Raw genomic sequence first — 22,160 nt, 5'->3', positions numbered from 1 at the left:
TACCGTTCCGTCCTGCGCCCCAGTGGTGGGGTCTTATCCGGGGTATCGGCCGTTATGGCGCGTGTTTGAGGTTGATAGCAGAAAAACGCTGGGCCCAACGATGGGCGTCACGAAACTGCTGAACAGCCGAACAATCGCTTTGACTGGCGAGCGCTTCGACGACGGTTTTGCGCAAATCGGTGCCTTCCTCCACGATCCAGACGCCCGGCTCCCGGTCGCGCAGGGCCATTTCACCGAAGCGAGTGGCAATGACAGGCAGGCCGAGGGCGCGGTACTCGTAGTATTTGATCGGGTCGACCGAGGCCGTCAGGCGGTTACGCTTGAACGGGATCAGACCCACCGAAAACCTTGCCATGGCCGCGATTGCACTGGCATGGGAGCATTCCGGAAGCAGTTCGATGTTGGCCGGCAATGCGCAAGGCGGGGGGTTGAAGACAGGGCCAATCAGCCGGACGAGATTGCCAGGATTGGCCCGTGCCAGCGCGATGACCAGGTCCCAGTCGAACCAACGACCCAGCGTGCCGACATAACCCAGCACCTGCTGCTTGGCACCCAGGTCCAGGCGCTCGACCGGCATCAGTCCATGCAGGTCACAAGCGTTAAGGGCCAGAGCTACCTGATCGGTCATGCCCAGGAGTTTGTCGCGAAGCGGGTTGGACGACGCCAGTACCGTGCCCACCCGTCGAATGAGCTGCGCCTGGCGACGTTCCATGGACCTGCGTGACAGGCCCCGGTAAAAGGCCGGGAAATCGTCCATGGCATCGTAGACGGCGGGGCATTGCGGGATCAGCGCCAGCAATTGCAAGGCCAGTTCGGAAGGTTTCCCCACGCAGATCATGCAGGGCCCTTGGGCAGCGAATGCCACGGCCTCGTTGAACAGGTTACGCCACAGTCGCTTGAGCAGCATGGCTGAGCCTGGCAGGGGCTCGATGGGTAAGCTACGGGGTTTGCGGACCTGCAACCAGGGTGGAACGCTGGCGCTTTGCTGATCGGCCACGAACGGCTTGCCCCTGAAGTCATTCAGCGTGGGTAAGCGTGTCGGGTACGGATCGATCCAGAGCACCGGCGCCCCGGTTTGGCGGTGATACCAATCGACGAAGTGATGGGGGCGCTGGCTGAAGCTGGCCCATGGCAGCGGCGACAGGTAAATCATGCGCATGGCTGGAAGTACTGCCTTAACACATCGACGATACGTGCTGCGGCCTTGCCGTCGCCATAGGGAGAAACCCCACGTGCCATGACTTGGTAAGCCTCGGGATCATCGAGCAGGCGCTGCGCCTGTTCGACGATGGTGTCCCGGTTGGCGCCCACCAGCTTGACCACGCCGAGGTCGACCGCCTCCGGGCGTTCGGTTTCCTCCCGCAGCACCAGCACGGGTTTGCCCAGGGCCGGGGCTTCTTCCTGCACCCCCCCGGAGTCAGTGATGATCAGGTACGAGCGCTTCATTGCCGCGATAAACGGCGCGTAATCCAGGGGTGCGCAGAGGAGGATGTTCGGGGTCTGGCCGAGCAGTTGGTGCGCGACCTCCTTGACGTTCGGGTTGGGATGGACGGGATAGAGGACCTGGATGCCCGGGTTCCGTTCGGCCAGGTGCTTGAGGGCCTGGCAGATATTCTGGAACGGTTCACCGAAATTCTCCCGCCGATGGGAGGTGACCAGCACCAGGCGCTTGCTCGCGTCCAATGGGACAGCCAAGGCGCAGTCCTGTGCCGCGGTCATCAGCAGGGCATCGATCACGGTATTGCCGGTCAGGGTGATATCGCTGGCGCTGACGCCTTCGCGCAGCAGGTTGTCCACGGCGCCCTGGGTGGGCGCGAAATGCCAGCGAGTGAGCTTGCCGGCGATGACCCGGTTGGCTTCCTCGGGGAACGGATTGCAGAGGTCCCCGGTACGCAGGCCCGCTTCGACATGGCCGAAGGGAATCTGCCGGTAGAAACACGCCAGGGCGGCACTCATGACCGTGGTCGTGTCGCCTTGAGCCAGGACGACATCGGGTTGCTCGGCTTGCAAGACGTTGTCGAGTTCGAGCAGCAGGCGAGAGGTCAGGGCCGCCAATGACTGGTTGGGACGCATGATGTCCAGGTCCAGGTCGGCCGTGATTGCGAAACCGTCCAGGATCTGGTCCAGCAGGCCTCGGTGCTGGGCGGTGGCGAGCACCCGGCAAGCGATATTCCTTTCGGCCTGGAGCGCCTTGATCACGGGCGCCATCTTGATGGCTTCCGGACGCGTACCAACGATGCAAAGTACCTTGTGGGTCATGCCTTTTGATGTCCTATCGTGGTGGCAAGTGAGCGGGCTATCCGGTCCGCATTGGCCATGAGGGTCAGTGTGTGGGACTTTTCGGTGAGCCTGGGCAAGCAGGCACCGTCGACAACATGCACACCGGGCAAGCCGGCGACTTCGCCAAGGCGATCGGTCTGCCCGATCCGGGGCGTCGCGTGCATGGGCAGCGTGCCGGCATAGTGGATATCTGCCCCCGGCCTGCCGACGGTGAAGCTCATGGGCATCAACAGCGCGCCCATTTTCCAATAGATCCGGCGAAGCTTTGTCTCGGCAGTCTTCATGAGTCCGGGGAGTTCGGGATGCACGTGGCCGTTGATGCTCAACGAGCCATCGGGGCGCAAGGCCGCCGTGTTGTGGGACAGGTGCCCGGGCAGGAAGAGGTTCCCGACGACGCAGGCACTGAGCAGGTTTTTCAGCAACTCGATGCTGTAGCGTTTGCTCAGGGGGATCCGGTTGACAAACTCGGTCATGGGCAAGCCTGTGGTGTTGAATGTCGAGCCGAAAGCCGTCGCACCGGCCGTCAGCGCCAGGGTGAAGGATAGCTGGCCCAAGCCAAATGCCGGCGCCCTCGGGGTGCCGAGCATTTTTGGCAGCCACAACAGGAAGGCCGCTGTCGGCGATGACAGCAGCGGTATCGGGGCCGAATGATTCAGGCCCTTGAGGGCGAGTCGGGTCGAGGCCAGGGTGCCCGCCGCCAGCAGCAGGCGTGTACCGCAGAAGCGCCGGGAGGAGCGATGATGGGTGACCGCCCATGAACCGTCCTGTTTCTGCAGATCCTCCACGAGGAAATCCTGGACGTGCTGGAATCCCGGGTACTGCTTGAGTTTTTGCAGCTCTTGCGACGCGCTGTACAAGGCTTGGTTGTGACAGCCCCACAAGCAGTTTCCCGACAGGTCGCAGGCCTTGCGCGCGTCCAGGGGCTGGCTCAAGACGGCGACCCTGGAGCGGCCAAGGCGAAACCCCTGCTCGGGATACGCCGAACGACGCCGGGCGTACTGATCGAGCAGACGTTGGTGCAGGGCATCCAGCGGCAGCGGCGGTTGCGACCACTCATCGAGGCCGAAATAGCTTGAAAGATCATCGTCGATCCGGCCACTGATGCCGATCCGGCGGGCGACGGTTTCGTAGGACGCTTGCATCTCGGCATGATCGATGGGCAGCCCGGCTAAGTCGCTGGCACCCAGCGTTGCCACGCCGCAGCCCCAGGCATTGGACAAGCCGCCGGTGGCCAGGGAGCCGACGCCGATAAAGTTGTCGGTCTCGATGCGATTGCCGGCGCTGAATCCTTCGAAGACATGGGCGTGGGTCGGTGTCTTCAGCTTGGGCGATACCGCATCCAGTTGGTTCAAGGCGTGGAAGTTATCGCCAATCATCCATTTCCACTGATGCGCGTCGTTGGCCCTGGCGCTGAGGAACGGGCGGGTTGGCAGCACCGATGAACCGATGCTGGCCTGGGCATCGACCATGAGGACTTTCAAGCCCGCCTTGACCAACGGATAGGCCGCCGACGTCCCGGCCGGGCCACTGCCGACAATGATCACATCGAATTCAGGCTTCACGGTGGGCTTCACTTTCACGCAGCAGTTGGCGGGCAAAGGGCCGGCCTGACAACGCCGCTAGTTTCCACGTCAACGCTTTGATCGCGGTGAGCCCCAGCGCAACCAGCGTGGCGACAGGGCTGCGCGATTGTTGGACACCGAGAAACACCTGGGCGCCCTGGGGGCTGGCTTCGGCGATAGCGAGTGCAACCTGCAGGCGCCAGGCCAGCGCCTGGCCGTCGGGCTTGCCCAGGACGCCGGGGGTGTCCAGCAGCGTCAGCAGTATCGGCCAGCTCATCAGCAAGCGTGAGCTAATGACGGGGCGGGTTTTCCCCCCACGCTCCAGTGCCCTGACATAGCGACTGACCAGGCTTCTTTGCGGCGGGCGCTTGAGCAGATAGTTCAAGAGAACCGTGGCTTCCTGGAGAAGCCCCCGACGCTGTCCCCGGCCGGAGCGATGCATGCCGTGGGCGAGCGGGCGCAGTTGAACGCCGAGTTTTTGCAGGGAACGCTCACTGTCCATGGGCGGCAGGTGGATGAGGGAAAAAATCCGCTCCAGGCCCAGCTTCGCGCCCAAGGAGTGCCCCAGTAACCGACGCGACAGCCTGAGCAATGCCACCGGCAAGGGAATTGGCAGGCGAACGGCACGGACCCGGTGCGCTGCAATCGCCCCCAGGAAGCGGTCGAAGGCAATCGGCTGCATGGCGCCCAGGTTGAGGATTTCGGCACAAATGTCGTCCCGCTCGACGACGGCCAATATCGAGGCCGCGAGGTCATCGACATGGATGGGTTGTACGCATGGCGCTGGCCAGAGAATCGGAATGAACGGACTTCGGCGAACCAGTCCCGACAACAGGCCAAAGAGGCCGCGTTCGGGACCACCGTAGACTTGCCCGGGGCGGATCACGGTGCCCCCGGCGGCCAGCACATGCTGTTCGATGCGCCACTTGGTCCGGCCATAAACGCTCGGGGCCGTGGGCTCGGCGGTTTGGCTGGAGATGAAGATGAACCTGGCCGAGCCTTGTTGGGCGCATCGGATCAGCGCCTGGGCCGCGTTGACTTCATCGTCCGCGTCGTTGTCGGCACCGGTCGAGGTGTCGGCCGCCAAATGGATCAGCGCCTGAGTGCCGGCCGGGCATTCGGGCGCCGGGCCCCGCAGGTCATAAGGAAGCCAGGCATAGGGGGCAGGGCCCGGCTGGCGGGTGGCGCAAATGACCTCGTATCCCCTTGCCGTCGCGAGGGCGGACAAACGTTGCCCGATGTAGCCTGTCGCGCCGGTTATCAATAGCTTCATGGTCATGCGCCTTCGGCTCGGTCAGTGGGGACCGGCGGGGGCGTAGTGGAATGAAACACGAACAGTTTGCTGATCCAGTAGGTCAGGGCCACGCAGATCACGTCGCAGACAAATTTCACCGGGGCAGGGCTGTCGACGACATACAGCCCCACGCTGAACAGCGCCGAAGCGACCGGGATATTGATGGCGAGCAACGAGAAATAACGCAGCGCTTGCGCCTTGCTGCTGCCATGGGTCGACTGGAACGTGAAGTGTCGATGCAAAAAGAACGCGAACACCCCGGCCACGCCTTTGCCGGCAATGTTGGCCAGGATGGGGTGACCCCCGAATAGCGCGATCAACAGCAAAAAGGCACCCATGTCCAATGCATAGGCCATGACCTGGATGGCGCCATAGCGGATAAAGGTCAAGACGTCCTCCGGATCACCACGATGTGATGCAGTGCCAACAGTCGCCTCATCGGATGCAGCAGTTTTTCCACGAGCTTGAGCACGGGGATCAGCGCGTCAGGCAACAACTGGCGAAAGTTCAGGCCGCCGGAAACCAGGTAGCGCAGATAATTGCCGCAGATTTCCTGGTGGACGATTTCCAGGCCTGGGTGCTTGCGCTCGAACGCCTGTCTGTCGCGCACGAAGACGATGTAGCTGAGGGCCTGGTTGGCGCCGTTCATGGGGCCGGTCGAGGGTGTCTCCCAAGACGGGAAGTGCATGTCGAAGCCTTCGGACTTGAACAGGCGTTTATAGAGAAAAGCGGCAAAGGGTCCGTGAAAGGGCTCGATCAAAATGGCGCCGCCGCCGACCTTGAGCGTTCTTTCCAGCTCCGTGAAAAATTGCTCGGGGTGAGGAAAGTGATGAAAACAGTTCTGGCCATAAAAGGCCCTGACCGAATGATCGTCCAGGCTCATTGCTTCGGCATTGAGCGCCATGTCCAGTTGCTCGGTGGCGACAATGTCCGTGGCCAATACTTCTGGGTACGAATCGCGCATGGGCGCGATGCCCGCCCCCAACTCCACCTCAAGGCCTTCGACCTTGAAGTAGCGGTCTGCCAGGCGATGAAACCCGTGGTGAAACTCCACGAAGACTTCCCGCAGCATTCGCTTGCGTTCAAGCACTTTGCCGTGAAGTGCGAGGCGTTCAAGGCCATCGACATCCAATGCCTTGAGCGACGGGTCCGATAAAAAATCCCTTAGCGCTTTGATGAGTTTTCTTCCCGCAATGACGTTGCTTTACCGCGCCTGGATTGCCGTGGCCTGCTGGGTACCGAGGCGATGTCGTAACCGAGGAACGCCATGATCAACTGCAACCCCATGAGCATGGGCAGGGCGCTGAGCATCACGGTGCCGGCGGGCGTCGCGACGCTATTCTGCGCCGATTCATACCAGTGATAACTGCCGAAGAAGATGCCGAACCACAACATCAGAATGCCGATCGGCAGCTCGATCGACGCCAGGGACATGTCACGTAAATAGTAGTTGTAGAGCACGCGCTTGGTGAAATTGCGCAGGTGCTTGAAAAGGAATTCGCCCACGATCTTCGAAATCTTGAGGTGGCTGACTTCGTCGCCGTAGCGGGCCTCCATGGGAATGTCCACCACGACGGCGCGCACCGTGTTCAGGCGGAACAGAATGTCGGTCTCGAAAAAATAGCGCTGGCTGACCTTGTCCAGGGGTAGCAGCCGGGCGACGTCACGGTGGATCGCCGTGTAGCCATTGGTAGGGTCGAACAGATCCCAGTAACCCGTCGACAGTTTGGCCATCAGCGATAACACGGCGTTGCCGAACAGGCGCAGCCGCGGCATCGATTGCACTTCTTCCAGATTGAAAAATCGATTGCCCTTGGTGTAGTCGGCTTCACCCGCCAGGATCGGCTCGATGAACAGCGGGATCAGCGTCGGATCCATCTGACCATCCCCGTCGACTTTGACGATGATACTGGCACCGTCGGCGAGGGCTGCCCGATAGCCGGTCATGACCGCACCACCGACGCCTTTGTTGACGTCATGGGGCAGCACTTTGACCCGGGAGTCGTTACAGGAGGCCTGGACATGCCCGCCTGATCCGTCCGGGCAGGCATCGTCGATGACATAGATGCGCCAGACCTCCGGCCCTATGGCGTCGATGACGCCGACAATGTGCGCGGTGACCCGATAGCTGGGGATGACGACGGCGACTCGCTGTTCATCCGTGAAAAGCTCGGTTTTTGAGTTCATCGATATCGCCCACTATTGCCTGAATGAAAGTGACCTGAATGCCACGGGAGTGTCGGTATGCCCGGACGCATAGATGATCGCGGACGTGGCATTTGCAGGGGCAACGACGCTCATTTCATGGGTCTCCCATTGCGTGGTGCAGTCAAATGTCTCGATGCTGGCGGTGATGAAATCGCCTTGGTCGTCCATCCAATTGGCCTGGATTCTGCCGGTGGTGGCCGTTGTTGCGCAGCGTGCGGACACGCTGTTGATGTACGTCAGTCCCGGTGTCACTTCGACCCGCTGCGTGGCCGGTGTGTTGACGTTGACGGTCAGGATCTTGCGCGCCGCGTCATACGCCGAGGGTGACGTCAGGCTCCAGCCTTCGAGGCTGGACAGTTCCGGGTTGAGCAGGTGTTCATCCTGCGTGACGTTGAGCTTGCGCAGGTCCAGGTCACCCAATCTGGCAGACGACGTGGACACAGCGAGCAGCCGATCGAGAGGCGCCTGGGGAAGGGATTTGAGGTCGATCAGCAGCCAGTTCACCTGACGCCGGCGCAAGCGCTGGGTGAGCGCCGAGGGTGAGGCCGCCGCATCGAATTCGTTTTTCCACTTCAGGTTGTACCAGGATGCGTAAAGGGCATCGCCGTGCAAACCGGCCATCAGCGGCGACGCAAAGACCGCCACGGGCTGACCACCGCTGTTCAAGGCGTTGACGGTGTCGACCATTTTCCGGATAGGCAGGCGTTCCAACAGATAGGCCTCCCGACCTGCCTGGCTCAACAGTGCCGAGGGGTTGATGTCGCCGTAATAAGTCGCGGCCTGAATGAAACGGGTATTGGCCAGGACCAGCAGGGCACCGGCGACGATGGCGAGGCTGCGGGGGAAAACCCTGGCGTCGGAGAAGGGCAGGGCCAGGATCACCGAAAACAGCGCGAAGGACGGGAACACATAACGCAGGTAGGCCGTTGAGTGGAACGTCGTGAACATCGCGCCGGCGCCAACCAGCAGAATGCACAGGGCCTTTCTGTTGCCGCTCAACAGCACGGCGACGGCGGCCGTGGGCAGCAACAGCCACTGGAAGCCGGCCGCACCGACGCGCCCCTCGATGAACTGGGGCGACTTGAAGACCATTCGATAGAGGGTATCCCAGGTCATCCCGGTACCGAACGTGGCCGGCGGTTCGAAATTGATGTCGGGCCAGAGCGGCGAATGGAAGATGGCGTTGAAAAACGGGAACACCGGGTTGCCGGTCAAGAACCCGGCGCAGAGGTAGGGAGTGGCGCCGGCCAGTATCAGGCCGGCACTGCCCAGCAGGAGCGTCTTGACGATGCCTGGCACAACCCAGGCCTTGAATTGCACCAGCAGGATCACCAGCAGGACCGGCAGGACGCTCAGCGTCACGGCCTTGGTCGCCAGGGCGAAGCCCAGCAGGACGCCGGCCAGGAGCAGTTGCGACAGGCGTTCCCTGGGATCCGGCGTGAAGCTTGCGACCTTCAGGATCGCCAGGGTGCCGGCCAGCATGAAGGCGGTCCACGCCGACTCGATATGCAGGCTGCTGCTTTCGGCGAAGGCGAGGGGTGTTGAGAGGAAGATCAGGCTTGCCCAGCGGGCACTGGTGGCGGAGCCTCCGGCCCAGAGGGTCATGTTGCGGATCTGCCACGCCAGCAGCAAGGTGAATGCGCTGTTGCTCAGGCGCGCTGCCGTTTCGCCGGCCAGCATATAGACGATGCTGTAGATCCAGTCGGCCAGCATGGGCATGACGGCCCACACGTAGGTGCTGGCATCGAATGACCATTGATGTCGCTGGGCCAGGTGTGAAGGGACGAACAGGTGCATGGCCAACGCGTCATGCCCGACCTCCGGCATGAAGGCGACCAGCACGTAAAGGCAGGCAAAGCCGCCGATCAGGACGTCGAGCCCGGTCTGGAGGGGTGTGTGTGCTGAGTGGGTGGCCTGGATGTGCCGCGGCAGTTCACGCCATAACCCGGTGACGTGCTTGTGCCCCAGTAGCAGCGGCAGCGACAGCATCGCGCCATATAGCCAGGGGTAGTTGATCGGCCAATACGCGGCCAGGCCCGTTAGCGTGCCGAACGTACCGGCACCTACCAGCAGATGGACACTCCAGTCGGCAGAGGCTGCTTGCCCGAGCATCCACCTGCCGAGCACCGTGGCAGACAGCGCGAAGACTACGACCACTATCACCGGCCAAGCTTGCGCGCAGGCAACGGCCAGGCACGCCAGTAAACCCAGGCAAAGCATGAACGGTGGCTTGCGAGTGAAGACGGTGAGGACGGCGAGGACTGCCACTGACAGCAATATCGTCCGGCTACTGCTGTTCATGGACGCCAGTTCAAGCGTCGAAAAACCGTACACACCGACCACCGCACTTGCCAGCAGAACCAACAGCACTACTGCATATTTCAGGCTGAATCTGGGCAAAATATCGTCTCGGTTAAAGGGACAACGCTGTCCAATAAGGCAAACCAAAGATTCGTGGCGCGGGAGCAAGCTCCCTCGCCACACATTTCATCTGCTCCCTTAAGTAAATCGCTTTGCATGCGAAGGACGTTTAGGCGTCTCGGTACGTGTGCGGGACCCAGGATCCCCACTTGCTTTCGTAGATCGCCCGGTTCTTTTCGAAAAGTGCCTGTTTTTTCCTGGCGCCCAAGGTGTTGAACGAGGCGGACAGGTGGTGATGAACGAAAACATCTTCGGCACAGGCCGCGCGCATGCCACGGCGCTGTATGCGGCGGCAGTAGTCGTCATCCTCGAAAAACCCGAGGCCGTACTCTTCGCACAGGCCACCGATCTGCTCGTAGGTCGAGCGCGGGAACATCACGCAGAAAAACGCCAGGGTGTTGATCTCGAACCACTCGCCCATGCGGGCGCGGGTCATTTGCGCGGCTTCGGCGGGCATGTCTTCTATCCGCTCATAGCGGGTGCTGACTTTGGCCTCATTGCCGATGTTGTTGGTGATCGGGCCAATGATGCCGATCTCCTTGTGGTCTTGCAGGTGGCGGATCAAGCCTTTGATCCAGCCGGCGGTGACGACCGTGTCGTTGTTCAGGATAACCAGGTAGTCGCCGCTGGCCGCTGCGAGGCCCAGGTTGTTGCCGGCGGCGAATCCTTTGTTGTCCTGGTTGAGGATCACGATCCGGTCTGGATGGCCGTCGGCCCAGGCAGTGAGGAACGCCGGGGTCTGGTCGCTGGAGTGGTTGTCGACGACGATGATTTCAAGGTTCGGGTACTGGCTCTGGGTCAACAGGCTGTCGAGGCAGGCCTTGGTCAGTTCGAGGTTGTTGTAGGTCAACACCACGACGCTGACTTTGGGCACGGGCAAGGTTGCAATGGCCTCGCGCAGGCTGGCGGCCCGATGCTGCCAGGTCTGGCCCCGGGCGAACGATTGACGGGCCGCCAGCGTGGCGCTGTCCTCCGGCAGTGCGCCCAGGACACTGCGCAGGGTCGAGATGAACTCAGTCGGCTCTTCAACCGCCCAGACCAGTTTGCCAAACTGGCTCAACTCCGGCAGTTTCACCGACACCACCGGTTTCCCCGCGCTCAGGTATTCATAGACCTTGACCGGGTTGGTGGCGAGGGTCAACGGCATGACCTTGAACGGAAGCAGGCAAACGTCCATGGCGTGGAGGTAGTAAGGCAGGGAGGCATACGGCACTTCACCCTCCAGGACCACATTCGGGAAGGCCTTGAAGTGTCTTTTTGCCTGGACGATATCACTGCCGATCAACAGGATAAGGTGCTGCGGGAAGGATTGGGCGACCCGCTTGACCAAGTCCAGGTCGAACCATTCGGCAATGACGCCGTAGTAACCGATGATCTTTCTGTTGCCGGGGGCCCGGTAGACCTTGTCGGGACGTCGGCTGAAGAAACTGAACTCGCAGGCGTTGCGGATCACCTCAACGTTACGGTTTTCCCGCTTGCCGTGTTGTTCGATCCAGTCGGATGTCGCCACCAGCAGATCGGCCCGGCGCATCAGGGCGATTTCCAGGTCGAGCAGTTCCTGGGCCACGTTGCCGAAGCCTTCGTGGTGATCCATGCAGTCATAGACCAGCGTGGCGTTTGGCACTCGCCTGGCCAGCGGGAACCAGTAGGCGTGCTGGACAATGCAATCCGCCGCGTTGACGTTCGCCGATTGCAGGAGCATGGCCAGGCCTTCGCACAACTGGCGGATCGCGGCCGCTGATGGCGGGGCATGATAAATGGCCGGTGCACCGAGCACCTTGAAACGGATCTGGAACAGCCGGTTGGAACCTTCCAAGGGCTCTGCTTCGAAGCCGGAGGCCTCGTCGTCGATGAAATTGTTCGAGATATAAAAAGTCGTCTGTCCGGCCCGGGCGAGTTCCTTTGCCAGGTTTTGTGGGCGTTGGATGCGAAAGTGCCAATCGATCACGCCGAACATCAGGATCGTGGGCTGCCCGAGGCTGGACGGTACTGCAAGGTTTACCGGCGGTGGCAGAGATTGCAGCGCAGAACTGGCGTCTGCCGATGATTCGCCCGGTGTTGCCTTGCCGGGTTTCAACCAACTTCGAAGCCGACGCGCCAGCTTGCTTTTCTGCTGTGGGGTGAGTGGCAACCAGGCGTAGACCCGACGCGATAACTTATACAGTTGCTTGCGTATCGAATAACGCAGCGGTGCACGTTCGATGGCGTTGCCCCAGTCGGAAAGCTTGAACATCTCGGCTTGCTTGGCCGCCAGTTGGGCACGCAGATCCACCGCCCAATCGGAAAGCACGACAGCCTCTTTTTCCTTGGTCTGGATTAATGCCTCGGCGTCCTTGAGGCGCTGTTCGGCCACCCGCAGTTGCTCGCGCAGTCGCCCGGTCTTGCCTTCTTGGAGCGACAGACGGGTGCGAAGCGCTTTCGAACCAAGGTTCAGTTGTTCGATAAGCCGATCTCGATTCTCGATTTCCTTGACCAACTGCAAGGTTTCAATGGTTCTGGATTGTGTTGAGCGAGTCAGTTGGTCAATGCAATCAACAAGACGGTTGATCTGGTCCATGCGGTTTTCTGGTCCTTTGGTCAATACGGCGACGCACACTCGGTCTTTCAGTAACGATGTGTGCGTCAATCACCAGCCAGGCTCCCCGCCGTGGCATGAATCAGCATAGCGGGTACTGGGCGGGGCGCCATGCAACAGTGTCAGATGACGTCGGCAAAGCCTTTGCGGGTCCGCTGGAACCAGGCAAACCCGGCGCAGGCAATCAGCACGGAAATGGCCGAATAAGCCGCCAGGTAGGCCCATTGCGGCGGCCGGCCCCAGAACAGCACATCGCGAACCATTTCCACCGGCAGCGTCAGTGGGTTTGCCTGCAACGCGGCCTGATAGCCCTGCGGAAGCGTCGAGAGGGGATAGAAAATCGGCGAGAGAAACAGCATCGCCGTGATGATGATGCCGATGAACTGGCCGATATCACGCAGGTAGACGCTGATCGAGGCGAGAAACCAGGAGAGCCCCAGCGTCATCAGCACCAAGGGGAAAAGCACCAATGGCAATAGAAGGGCGGTTACCGGTGGCGTTCCGAACAGGACGATATAAAAGATCAGCCAGGCCAGGACGCTGACAGCCATGTGGAACAGCGCTGCGCCGAGCGACACCAGGGGTAGGGTTTCCAGTGGGAACACGATCTTCTTGACGTAGTTGGTATTGGCCAGCACCAGGCCCGGCGCACGGCTCACGCATTCGGAAAACAGGTTGAAGACCAACAGGCCCGCGAACAGCACCAGGGCGAATTCGCTCTTGGATTCACCGCCGCCCGACCAGCGGGCCTTGAAGACGACGCTGAACACGAATGTGTAGACCACCAGCATGAAAACCGGAGTGAAGAACGACCACAAGACGCCGAGCATCGAACCCTTGTAGCGCCCGATGACTTCTCTGCGGATCAATACGTAGATCAGGATTCGATTGACCAGGACACTCTTGATCATGGCGATGGGGGACGTGCTGAACGACTGCATTGGTGCTTGATCCTTAAGGCAAAATTCGGATGCTCCCTGTGTCGCGTCCTCATTGGAGGGTAGACCACGTGCAGGTTCATTCGAAGTTTTTTTCCCCATCTGTGCTTAACTCATCCGCAGTGCCCAGCGAAGGACTGATTGAGTAGCGCCGCAATAATGGCCGTGATTCATGGAAGGGTTTTGTCGATGTCGTTTGAAGTGGCCATCCGTGCCGAAAACCTGAGCAAGTGTTATCAGATTTATGATGCGCCCAAGGACCGTCTATTGCAGATGCTGGTGCGCGGCAGGAAGCGGTTCTATCGCGAGTTCTGGGCCCTGGACGATGTTTCCCTGACCATCGCGAGGGGGGAGACCGTCGGTATCATCGGCCGTAACGGCAGTGGCAAGTCCACTTTGTTGCAACTGATCTGCGGGACGTTGATGCCGACCCGGGGCAGTGTCCAGGGCAATGGTCGGATTGCGGCGTTGCTCGAGCTGGGGTCTGGTTTCAACCCGGAGTTCACCGGTCGCGAAAACGTCTATGTGAATGCGGCGGTGCTGGGCTTGGATCGCTCGGAAATCGACGCTCGCTTCGATGACATCATCGCCTTCGCCAATATCGGCGACTTCATCGACCAGCCCACCAAGATCTATTCCAGCGGGATGCTGGTACGGTTGGCCTTCGCCGTTTCGGTCTGTGTCGAACCGGAGATCCTGATCGTCGACGAGGCCCTTTCCGTTGGTGATGCCTCTTTTCAATTCAAATGCCTGAACCGGCTGGAAGAGCTGGCTGCCAAAGGCACGACGCTGCTGTTCGTCTCCCATGACATGAGCATGGTCAAGCGCTTCTGCCACCGGGTCATCTACCTGCGCGCGGGCCGGGTCGTGGCCAGCGGCTCGCCCGATGAAATGGCCGAGCTGCACTTGCTCGACATGCGGGACGAGCAACGTCGCTGGGCCAGTGGCGGCGTGATACCGGTGACGCGCAAGTCATTCATGGGCGGGCAGGAGGGGATGGCCTTCGGGACCGAAGAGGGGCACATCAGCGCTGCCTGCTTCACCAACACCCAGCAACTTTCGTCCAGCTACCTGTATGGCGACGATATCGAGATTCGCGTCGAGGCGTTGCTGCATGAGTCGGTCACGCAACCGAACATCAGCTTCACCATTCAAGAGGCCAGGCTGCTGGTGATCGGCGGGGGCAACTTCGCACTGCAACCCAGCCCGCCCGAAAACGGCTGGCGGCGTGCGGCGATCACGGTGCGCTTCCCGGCCAACCTCGCCGAGGGGCGCTATCATGTCACCCTCAAGCTGTTGCACGGCGCGACGGAAGACACCTCGCAACTGATCGAAAAGCAGGTCGCGCCCTTGGCGTTCGACATGTTGCCGAACCACAAGAACTTCTTGGGCATGGTTGACTTGGGGTTGCAGCGGATCGACCCTCGACCGGTTGAACCACCTCCCAAGGTCTGCGCCGCTCAAGGAGAACAGGTTTTGACGGAGCACCCGGACACGCGCACGTGGCAGGTCGCCATATTCGGCACCTTTGACGTGGAGAACTACGGCGATCTGCTGTTTCCGATCATCGCCGAGGCGGAGCTGACCCGGCGCTTGGGTTCTGTCAACCTGCATCGGTTTTCCTACCACGGGAAAACCCGACTGCAATGGCCTTATGCAGTGACATCGCTGACGGAGTTGCCCCATGTCGCGGCGAGCCTGGATGGGGTCTTGATCGGCGGTGGTTTCCTGATCCGCTTCGATAAAGTCGTTGCCCACGGCTATGGTCCGACAACCGCCGATATCCACCACCCCACCGGTTATTGGCTGACCCCTGCGCTAATCGCGCTGCAACACGCGGTCCCGGTCATGTGGAATGCCCCCGGGATGCATTGCAACGATATTCCCGACTGGGCCAGGCCGCTATTGAAAATGACCCTTGAGCAGAGCCAGTACGTGCGCGTGCGCGATGCACTGTCGCGCGATTCCCTCGCCACGCTGACTCAACAGGCCGAGATCGAAGTGCTGCCCGATACCGCGTTTGGCTTGCCGCGCCTGATCGATGAGCAGCAACCCTCGGCCGAGTTCATTGGCCTGCGCGAACAGGCCGGGCTGACCGGGCCCTACATCGTGATCCACGCCATTCACGTGGTGGAATCCTTTATAAAACTGTTCGAAGACCACGCCGAGGCATTCCAGGGCTATCAGTTCCTGGTGGTGCCGATTGGCCCCGTCCTTGGGGACGATCCGTCGGTCATTGCCGGGCGCCTGCCGGGGGCCGTTACCTTGTCGTTCTGGCCAGAGCCACTACTGATGGCGGAAATTCTCAGCCAGGCCCAAGCGGTCATCGGCCATAGCTACCACCTGGCGATCACCGCTTTGGCGTTTGGCGTCCCGGTGTTTTGCTCGGCGGACCTGACCACGGGCAAGTACACGGCGCTGGCGGGGTTCGACTCGCTCCACGCCTTGCCGAACGCGGCGACGGTCGATCCGCAATGGTTGCTCGCCCGCGTGGGCAAGACCTGTCCATCGCCCGCGGCGCGTGCGGCGGCGGATCAGTTGGTCGAGCATTGGGACCGGGTCGCGGCGATCATTCGCCAGGGCAAAACAGCGTCCCAGCCGGTGTTGGGAGCGTTTCTACAGCATCTGCCCAATCTGCTCGAAGCCGCGGCCGAGGGCCGTGACCCCGTGTCGACTGAACGGCCGGCAAGCCCCGTCGTGCCAGAGCCGGCCATCATCGAACCGGCACAAAACCTTGCAGCGCAGGAGTTCGCCCAGCAGCAACGGATTGTCCAGCTCAGCCAGCAACTGGCCCTCAGCGACGCCAGGATGCTTGAGTTGCAGAACTCCAATTCATTCCGAATGACCGCACCACTGCGTTCCATCGCCCGTGGTATCCGAAACCTGACAGCGAACAAGAACCCACAATGCTAGATCTCTCTCGTCTCACGCCAGCGGCGCTAAAGGCCCATCCGTTCTCATGGGCTGAAATCGGCAATCTGTATTCGACCGAGGATGCCGCCGCGTTGGCGGCAACCTTTCCTCACGATCACTTCAAGACGGTGAGTGGTTACGGTGGCGAGAAAAACTATGACTATGAGGCGCGGGCCCTGGTAAGCATGGGCACCCCTACCATCGCGTTTCCCGAAGAACTGAGCGAGGCGTGGTTGCGACTGGCACAGGACCTCGGCTCGGCCGCCTATCGAGAGGCCATGTCGGAGCTGAGCGGGATCGATCTGCGCAGTGTGCCGATGGAGGTCAACGTCTTTCATTACGGCCCCGGTGCGAGCCTGGGAGCCCATCCGGACCTGCCCGACAAACTGGTCACCCATATCCTGTATTTCAATGAGTCCTGGGACCGCAACGACGGCGGCTGCCTGACCATCCTGCACCGCAATGATCCCACCGCCGTGGCGGCCGAGATCGAGCCGTTGGTGGGCAATTCGGCGATCCTGGTGCGCTCGGACCATTCATGGCATGCCGTCACCCCCGTGGTGAGTGGCTGCCGATCTTCCCGCCGCAGCCTGACGGCAACGTTCTACCGGCCGGGCTCCGTCAGTTCCATGTGGCCGCCGGGTGACAGCACGCCGCTGCATGGGTACCCACGTGCTTAAACTCGACAGCGCCCTGATCGACCGCGATGCCGCCTTGGCTCAACGGGATGCGGCCATCAACGAGCGCGATATCGCCCTGGCGAAAGTCGACTTCCTGCAAAACACCCGTTCGTGGCGTTTCACCCGCCCCCTGCGCTCACTGTTCCGGGTGATGCGTTATGGTTTTGCCGCCACCCGGGAATTTCCCGAAACGGCCGCGGCAATCGTCTACCCGGCAGCACCGGAGCCGTTGCCGAACGTTGCGGTGGCGCCTGATTTCGCCACGAAAGTACGCCTGGATATTCTCTGCTTCGCCAACATCGAGTGGGCCGCGCGCTTTCAGCGACCGCAGCAGTTGATGAGCCAGTTTGCGAACAATGGTTATCGAGTGTTTTACATCGTCCCCTCCGTTGTGCCGGAGCAGGGGCAGCTCTATCGATTGGCGTCGGTGGCGCCCAATGTCTTTGAAGTGGCCTTGCAGCGCGACGCGCAAGCGGCGTATTACGAAAAGATCGTGACGCCTGAGAATCATCAAGCCTTGCTGCGAGCCCTTACTGCGTTGGTTGCCGACATGCAGATCAGGACCGCCCTCTCGGTGGTGCATATCGCCTACTGGAGCCCGGTGGCACTCAGCCTGCGCGCCGTGCATGGCTGGCGCATTCACTACGACTGCATGGATGACTGGGATGGCTTTCCGAACATCGGCGAACAGTTGCTGAGCGAGGAAAAGACCCTGATTGCCCAGGCCGACCTGGTGACCGTTTCCGCCGCGTTGCTTTACGAAAAATGGTGTGCCTACAACCCACGCTGTGTGTTGGTCCGAAACGCGGTGGATTTCGCTTTTTTCCGGCAGCACTGTTTTACCAATGATGTGTTGAGCGGGCTTGTCGGGCCTGTCATTGGTTACTACGGCGCCCTGGCCCAGTGGCTTGATTATCCGTTGCTGGCGGCGCTGGCGGACCGGCGGCCAGCGTGGAACTTCGTCCTGGTGGGGGACATTTTCGTCGAGGATCTGGCGGGCCTCGAGCACAAGCCCAATGTGCAGCTGTTGGGCCACAAGCCGTACTCGCAAATGCCGCTTTACCTGGATCATTTCGATGCCTGCCTGATTCCCTTCAGGCTCTACAACGTGACGCATGCGGTTGATCCGGTGAAGTTCTACGAGTACATCAGCGCAGGCAAGCCGGTGATCTCCACGCCACTGACGGAGATGAGCATTTATAAAGACCTGCTGTACTTCGCCACTGGGGTCGATGAGTTCCTCCAGCAGATCGAGCGTGCCTTGGCCGAACGCGACCTGGCCCTGTACAAACGGCGCGTGGAGCTGGCCCGGGCCAATGATTGGAAGGATCGATTCGATAGCATGCACCGGGCTATCGTCGGCCTGTACGAAAAAGTCTCCATCGTGGTCGTGACGTACAACAACCTCAACCTGACCATTCAATGCGTCAACAGCATTCTGCGTAACACCACCTGGCCCCATTACGAGCTCATCGTTGTCGACAATGGCTCGGACGATGGGACAGGTGATTATCTTGAACGCCTGCGCCAAGCGGTGCCGAGCGCGAAGATCATCCTGAACCCGGACAACCGGGGCTTTGCCGCGGCGAACAACCAGGGTTTGCGCGAAGCCGATGGTGACGTCCTGCTGCTGCTCAACAACGATACGGTCGTGCCTGACGGCTGGCTGGACCCGCTGGTCAGGCATGTGCGGGATCCGAGTATCGGCTTGGTCGGGCCGGTCACGAATGCGGTTGGCAACGAAGCGAAAATCGAGGTTTCCTATACCGACATTCAACAGATGCAAGACTTTGCAGGCCGCTACACCGAAGCCCGAAAGGGACGCTCGTTCGATATCTCGATGCTGGCGATGTTTTGTGTCGCCTTTCGCCGCAGCGTCCTCGAGGAAGTGGGGTATCTGGATGAGGCATTCGGGATCGGGATGTTCGAGGACGACGACTACAGCCGTCGCGTGCAGGCGGCCGGCTATCGGACGGTCTGCGCCGAAGATGCGTTTATCCATCACTACGGGCAGGCCTCGTTCAGGAAGCTGATCGCCAGTGGCGAGTACCAGGCCCTCTGGGACAAGAACCAGGCGTACTTCGAAAGCAAATGGGGCGCTTGGCAAGCCCATGTTCACCGCAACGAGGCGGGGGACAAGGGTTAGGCCGCCACAGGGCCATTACCTTCAACATCCTCGTCGACGGTCATGCCGCCATCGCGAGCAGGCTCGCTCCCACATTGGATTCTCGGTAGGCACAAAATTCATATGCACCCAGTCCCCCTGTGGGAGCTTGCTCGCGAAGAGTCCAGCATCTTCATTGACTGACACACCGCTATCGCGAGCAAGCCCGCTCCCACATTGGATTCTCGGTAGGCACAAAATTCATATGCACCCAGTCCCCCTGTGGGAGCGGGCTTGCTCGCGAAGAGTCCATCTCAAGCATTTTCATTGACTGACACACCGCTATCGCGAGCAAGCCCGCTCCCACATTGGATTCTCGGTAGGCACAAAATTCATATGCACCCAGTTCCCCTGTGGGAGCGGGCTTGCTCGCGATGAGGCCCGCCAACTCAACATCCCTGCAGCTGACCCACCGCCGTCAGCAGCCTCTGCGCCCAGGCAAGTCCTCATCCATCAGTTGAAACGCCCTGGGCGCAAAGCCAAGTCGATCACTGGCGTGGGAATGATCGAACACCAGATCCTCTTTCATCCGCCCCACCAGCGCGCTGGAAAGATGTCGGTAGCGTGGCAGGCAGCGCATGATCGAAACGGCCCGGCTCAATACCGGGGCAGGGAGGGGCAGTGTTCGCTCCGGGCGTCCCATGGCCTGGAATATGCGCCTGACCATGGTGCAATAAGGCAGGACCTCTCCCCCCGAGAGGTTATAGGCGCCACTGGGCAGGTCAGGCGTGCTCACGGCGGACAGGCACGCCTGGATGACGTCATCCCCATGCACCGGCTGGCGCAACCCGGTACCGCCAGCGATAAGCGGGAAAAATCCGAAGCGTTGAATGAACCGCGCGATTTCCGAAATGTTCTTGTCACGGCCATAGCCATAGATCAGGGTCGGACGCAGGATTATCCATTCGATTTGCCGTTCGACCGCCCACTGCTCAAGCTGTTCTTCAGCACGTATCAAGCGTTGCGCCACGTCCCGTTCCCGAGCGTCGGGCGATGCGTGCTTGGCAAAGCGGCTGGTGGAGGAGAGGACAACAACACGTTTGACCTGGGTGCTGGCAAGGCGCTCCAGATAGTCGGGCAGCACCCAGAGGGGCGCGAATGACAGGAAGGTGTCCAGCGCCAGTCCGTGCCAGTCGTCAGCCTTTCGCCAGGTGACGCCGGGGCAGGACACGCTGGGCAAGCTTCGGGCAAAGGCGCTCGTCGAGTGACCGGCTTGGGCCAGCAATGGCAGGACGCGCTCGCCCAGGAGGCTGGTGCCGCCCAATATGCCTAGACGCAATTATCGAAGGTCCCATGCATGCTTAAGCCGGGTCGTGGCGTGGCGAAGGACCACCAGGCTGAATCGAAACCAGACTCCCATCACCACGCTGATCCACAGGATGGCAGGGTATTTACGGCGGAAAAACTTGCGATAGAAACGCAGGAACCCCAAGTGTTTGTGCCATTCGACGAAATAAGGTCGATCGCGACTGCAACCGCCGAACACATGCATTACCCGGGCATCCGGCACGAACAGTACGCGCCAGCCGGCCTGATGGAAGCGCATGCACCAGTCCAGGTCCTCGCAATGAAGGAAATAGTCTTCGTCCCACAGCCCGACGCTCTCGATCGCTTCACGCTTGACCAGCATGCAAGCACCGGAGATGGCTTCAACGACAGTGGGGGCACTGGGTAGCGGTTCCTTATGCAATAAAAAATCGGATAACAGCGATGGGAAAAGCGTCGAGAGTCGCGAAAGCCCGAAAGCTCGCATGAAGGCGCGTCTGGGCGTTGGAAACACCCGGCGTCCACCGGCTTGCTCGCTGCCGTCCGGATTGCACAGGAAACCTCCGACCATGCCGATTTCGGGCGAGCTGCGCAGTGCCTGCAGCATGCGGTCCATGGCATTGGCGGCCAGTTCGGTGTCCGGGTTCAAGAAAAAAACGTTGGGGGCCGCAGACAGGCGAGCACCTTGATTGCACGCCACGGCGAAGCCGAGGTTGGCGGTATTTCGGACGATCTGAAGCGAGTCGCCGGCAGGGTGGATTCGCTCCAACTGCACCAGGCTGTCATCGTGGGAGTTGTTATCCACCACGATCACGCGGGAAGCCCCGGCGGCAAAGGCCGACCCTACACTCGCCAGCAAAAGCTCACCGGCGTTGTAGTTGACGATGATCACATCACAATCGCCACGTAGACATGATGTTGCCCATTCATCAACAGCGAGCAGTTCCACTGCTTCCAAACTTCGTTACTCCCTGTACAAACCTGGATACGTATGGGATCGCAACTACTCAGGTTTGTTTCAAAGATAGCAGGTTCGCGGCCATCGACCAGTTTCGGCCATCGTGCCATGCCGACGGCGCGCAACTAGTGGCCTGTACGGTTAATTTGAGTGCACGAATTAGCCACACAGGCCACTAGGGCTGGGCCGCTATGCAATGAATCTGTTCGGGTGGCTCGGAACCTTCAGGACGAGGTGCCGGCGTGCATGCCAACGGCACGCCAGGCGGCCTCGGCCAACTGCTGCCGGTAGCCTTCAGGGCTGCGTTTGACGCGGCCGGAGAGCCAGGCGCGGCAGTAGCTTTCTGCCGAGCCGATGATCAGTGAGGGAATCAGCTCGAAAGGCAGGTCCTGCAGATCCTGCTGGTGGGCCGGGTCACTGAACCATTTCTTCAGTTCGGCGTTCCTGGCCAGATTCGCCTCGGCCAGCCGCTCGTTGAAGCTGCTGCGCGCGACCGCAAAGCGCGCCTGGTACTGGAACCGTGCCCAATCGGGTTGGCTGACCACCCAATCCACATAGCTGAACACCAGGGCATGCACCCACTCCCGGGTCGACGTGACAGCGCCGAGGTAGCTGTCCCTGAGCCGCGCCTGATCGTCCAGGGCGGTCATGTACAACGCCGCGACCAAGCCTTCCTTGTTCTCGAAATGGTGATAAATGGCCCCCACGCTCATCTCGCTTTCGGCACGGATGATATCGATGGTGGTCGCTTCGATGCCCTGTTGGTTGAACAGCGCCAAGGCACATCGAAGGATATGCCGCTTGGACTCGGCACGACGCCCTGGGTAACAGCGCTCGAGGAGATCGACAGGTTCCATTTTTCGGCCCAGGCAAAAAGGGGCCATGTTAATTGAAACGGAGG

The 22,160-nt window shown here is 60.8% G+C and carries 16 protein-coding genes and 1 pseudogene; 4 read left to right on the top strand and 13 right to left on the bottom strand.

Annotated features, from left to right (window positions below):
• Positions 1-52: 52 nt before the first annotated feature.
• The 10 genes from J3P88_RS19290 to J3P88_RS19245 all read right to left on the bottom strand — a co-directional run bounded on the left by J3P88_RS19290 (position 53) and on the right by J3P88_RS19245 (position 13,281).
• Positions 53-1,159 carry a glycosyl transferase gene (locus tag J3P88_RS19290; protein WP_434571031.1) on the bottom strand — a complete coding sequence of 369 codons (1,107 nt, stop codon included), beginning with the start codon at positions 1,157-1,159 and terminating at the stop codon, positions 53-55.
• A complete protein-coding gene (gene wecB / locus J3P88_RS19285) occupies positions 1,150-2,259 on the bottom strand; it encodes a non-hydrolyzing UDP-N-acetylglucosamine 2-epimerase (protein WP_434571029.1) in 1,110 nt (369 codons plus the stop codon). The genes J3P88_RS19290 and wecB overlap by 10 nt, the downstream gene beginning before the upstream one ends.
• The gene (locus J3P88_RS19280) at positions 2,256-3,842 is read right to left on the bottom strand and encodes an FAD-dependent oxidoreductase (RefSeq protein ID WP_434571027.1); all 1,587 of its coding nucleotides are present in this window, start codon (positions 3,840-3,842) and stop codon (positions 2,256-2,258) included. Before J3P88_RS19280 ends, wecB begins: the two co-directional genes overlap by 4 nt.
• Complete coding sequence (locus J3P88_RS19275; protein ID WP_434571025.1) at positions 3,832-5,115, bottom strand: NAD-dependent epimerase/dehydratase family protein; 1,284 nt, start codon at positions 5,113-5,115, stop codon at positions 3,832-3,834. The genes J3P88_RS19280 and J3P88_RS19275 overlap by 11 nt, the downstream gene beginning before the upstream one ends.
• A 2-nt stretch (positions 5,116-5,117) precedes the next feature.
• Entirely contained in the window at positions 5,118-5,525 is a 408-nt protein-coding gene (locus J3P88_RS19270; RefSeq protein WP_250962195.1) for a GtrA family protein, read from the bottom strand.
• Positions 5,522-6,208, bottom strand: a complete 687-nt coding sequence (locus J3P88_RS19265; RefSeq protein WP_434571023.1) for a class I SAM-dependent methyltransferase — start codon at positions 6,206-6,208, stop codon at positions 5,522-5,524. The genes J3P88_RS19270 and J3P88_RS19265 overlap by 4 nt, the downstream gene beginning before the upstream one ends.
• Before the next feature lie 92 nt (positions 6,209-6,300).
• On the bottom strand, positions 6,301-7,323 hold the full coding sequence (locus J3P88_RS19260) for a glycosyltransferase family 2 protein (protein WP_434571021.1): 1,023 nt from the start codon (positions 7,321-7,323) through the stop codon (positions 6,301-6,303).
• Positions 7,324-7,335: 12 nt separating this feature from the next.
• The gene (locus J3P88_RS19255) at positions 7,336-9,744 is read right to left on the bottom strand and encodes a phospholipid carrier-dependent glycosyltransferase (protein ID WP_434571019.1); all 2,409 of its coding nucleotides are present in this window, start codon (positions 9,742-9,744) and stop codon (positions 7,336-7,338) included.
• Between the two features lie 130 nt (positions 9,745-9,874).
• Positions 9,875-12,322, bottom strand: coding sequence for a glycosyltransferase (locus J3P88_RS19250; RefSeq protein ID WP_434571017.1), 2,448 nt, complete (start codon positions 12,320-12,322; stop codon positions 9,875-9,877).
• Positions 12,323-12,462: 140 nt separating this feature from the next.
• The gene (locus J3P88_RS19245; protein ID WP_434571015.1) at positions 12,463-13,281 is read right to left on the bottom strand and encodes an ABC transporter permease; all 819 of its coding nucleotides are present in this window, start codon (positions 13,279-13,281) and stop codon (positions 12,463-12,465) included.
• Positions 13,282-13,467: 186 nt separating this feature from the next.
• Here J3P88_RS19245 and J3P88_RS19240 point away from each other — a divergent pair.
• From J3P88_RS19240 to J3P88_RS19225, 4 genes and pseudogenes are all read left to right on the top strand, one after another.
• Positions 13,468-14,691: pseudogene (locus J3P88_RS19240) on the top strand (ABC transporter ATP-binding protein); the annotation flags it as partial.
• A complete protein-coding gene (locus tag J3P88_RS19235) occupies positions 14,671-16,191 on the top strand; it encodes a polysaccharide pyruvyl transferase family protein (RefSeq protein WP_434576557.1) in 1,521 nt (506 codons plus the stop codon). The pseudogene J3P88_RS19240 and the gene J3P88_RS19235, both read left to right, overlap by 21 nt.
• A complete protein-coding gene (locus tag J3P88_RS19230) occupies positions 16,185-16,871 on the top strand; it encodes a 2OG-Fe(II) oxygenase (protein WP_434571013.1) in 687 nt (228 codons plus the stop codon). The genes J3P88_RS19235 and J3P88_RS19230 overlap by 7 nt, the downstream gene beginning before the upstream one ends.
• Positions 16,864-19,017: a glycosyltransferase gene (locus tag J3P88_RS19225; protein ID WP_434576554.1), complete on the top strand. Its 2,154-nt coding sequence runs from the start codon at positions 16,864-16,866 to the stop codon at positions 19,015-19,017. The genes J3P88_RS19230 and J3P88_RS19225 overlap by 8 nt, the downstream gene beginning before the upstream one ends.
• A gap of 436 nt (positions 19,018-19,453) precedes the next feature.
• On the opposite strand, the gene J3P88_RS19220 is transcribed toward J3P88_RS19225, so the two are convergent.
• The 3 genes from J3P88_RS19220 to J3P88_RS19210 all read right to left on the bottom strand — a co-directional run bounded on the left by J3P88_RS19220 (position 19,454) and on the right by J3P88_RS19210 (position 22,116).
• Positions 19,454-20,314, bottom strand: a complete 861-nt coding sequence (locus tag J3P88_RS19220; RefSeq protein WP_434571011.1) for an NAD-dependent epimerase/dehydratase family protein — start codon at positions 20,312-20,314, stop codon at positions 19,454-19,456.
• Entirely contained in the window at positions 20,315-21,193 is an 879-nt protein-coding gene (locus tag J3P88_RS19215) for a glycosyltransferase family 2 protein (RefSeq protein WP_434571009.1), read from the bottom strand.
• 290 nt (positions 21,194-21,483) lie between these two features.
• On the bottom strand, positions 21,484-22,116 hold the full coding sequence (locus J3P88_RS19210) for a TetR/AcrR family transcriptional regulator (RefSeq protein ID WP_186706659.1): 633 nt from the start codon (positions 22,114-22,116) through the stop codon (positions 21,484-21,486).
• Between the last annotated feature and the right edge of the window lie 44 nt (positions 22,117-22,160).

Source organism: Pseudomonas sp. Z3-6, assembly GCF_051131985.1.
GTDB lineage: Bacteria > Pseudomonadota > Gammaproteobacteria > Pseudomonadales > Pseudomonadaceae > Aquipseudomonas > Aquipseudomonas zanjanensis.
This window is presented reverse-complemented; position numbering and strand designations above follow the sequence as displayed.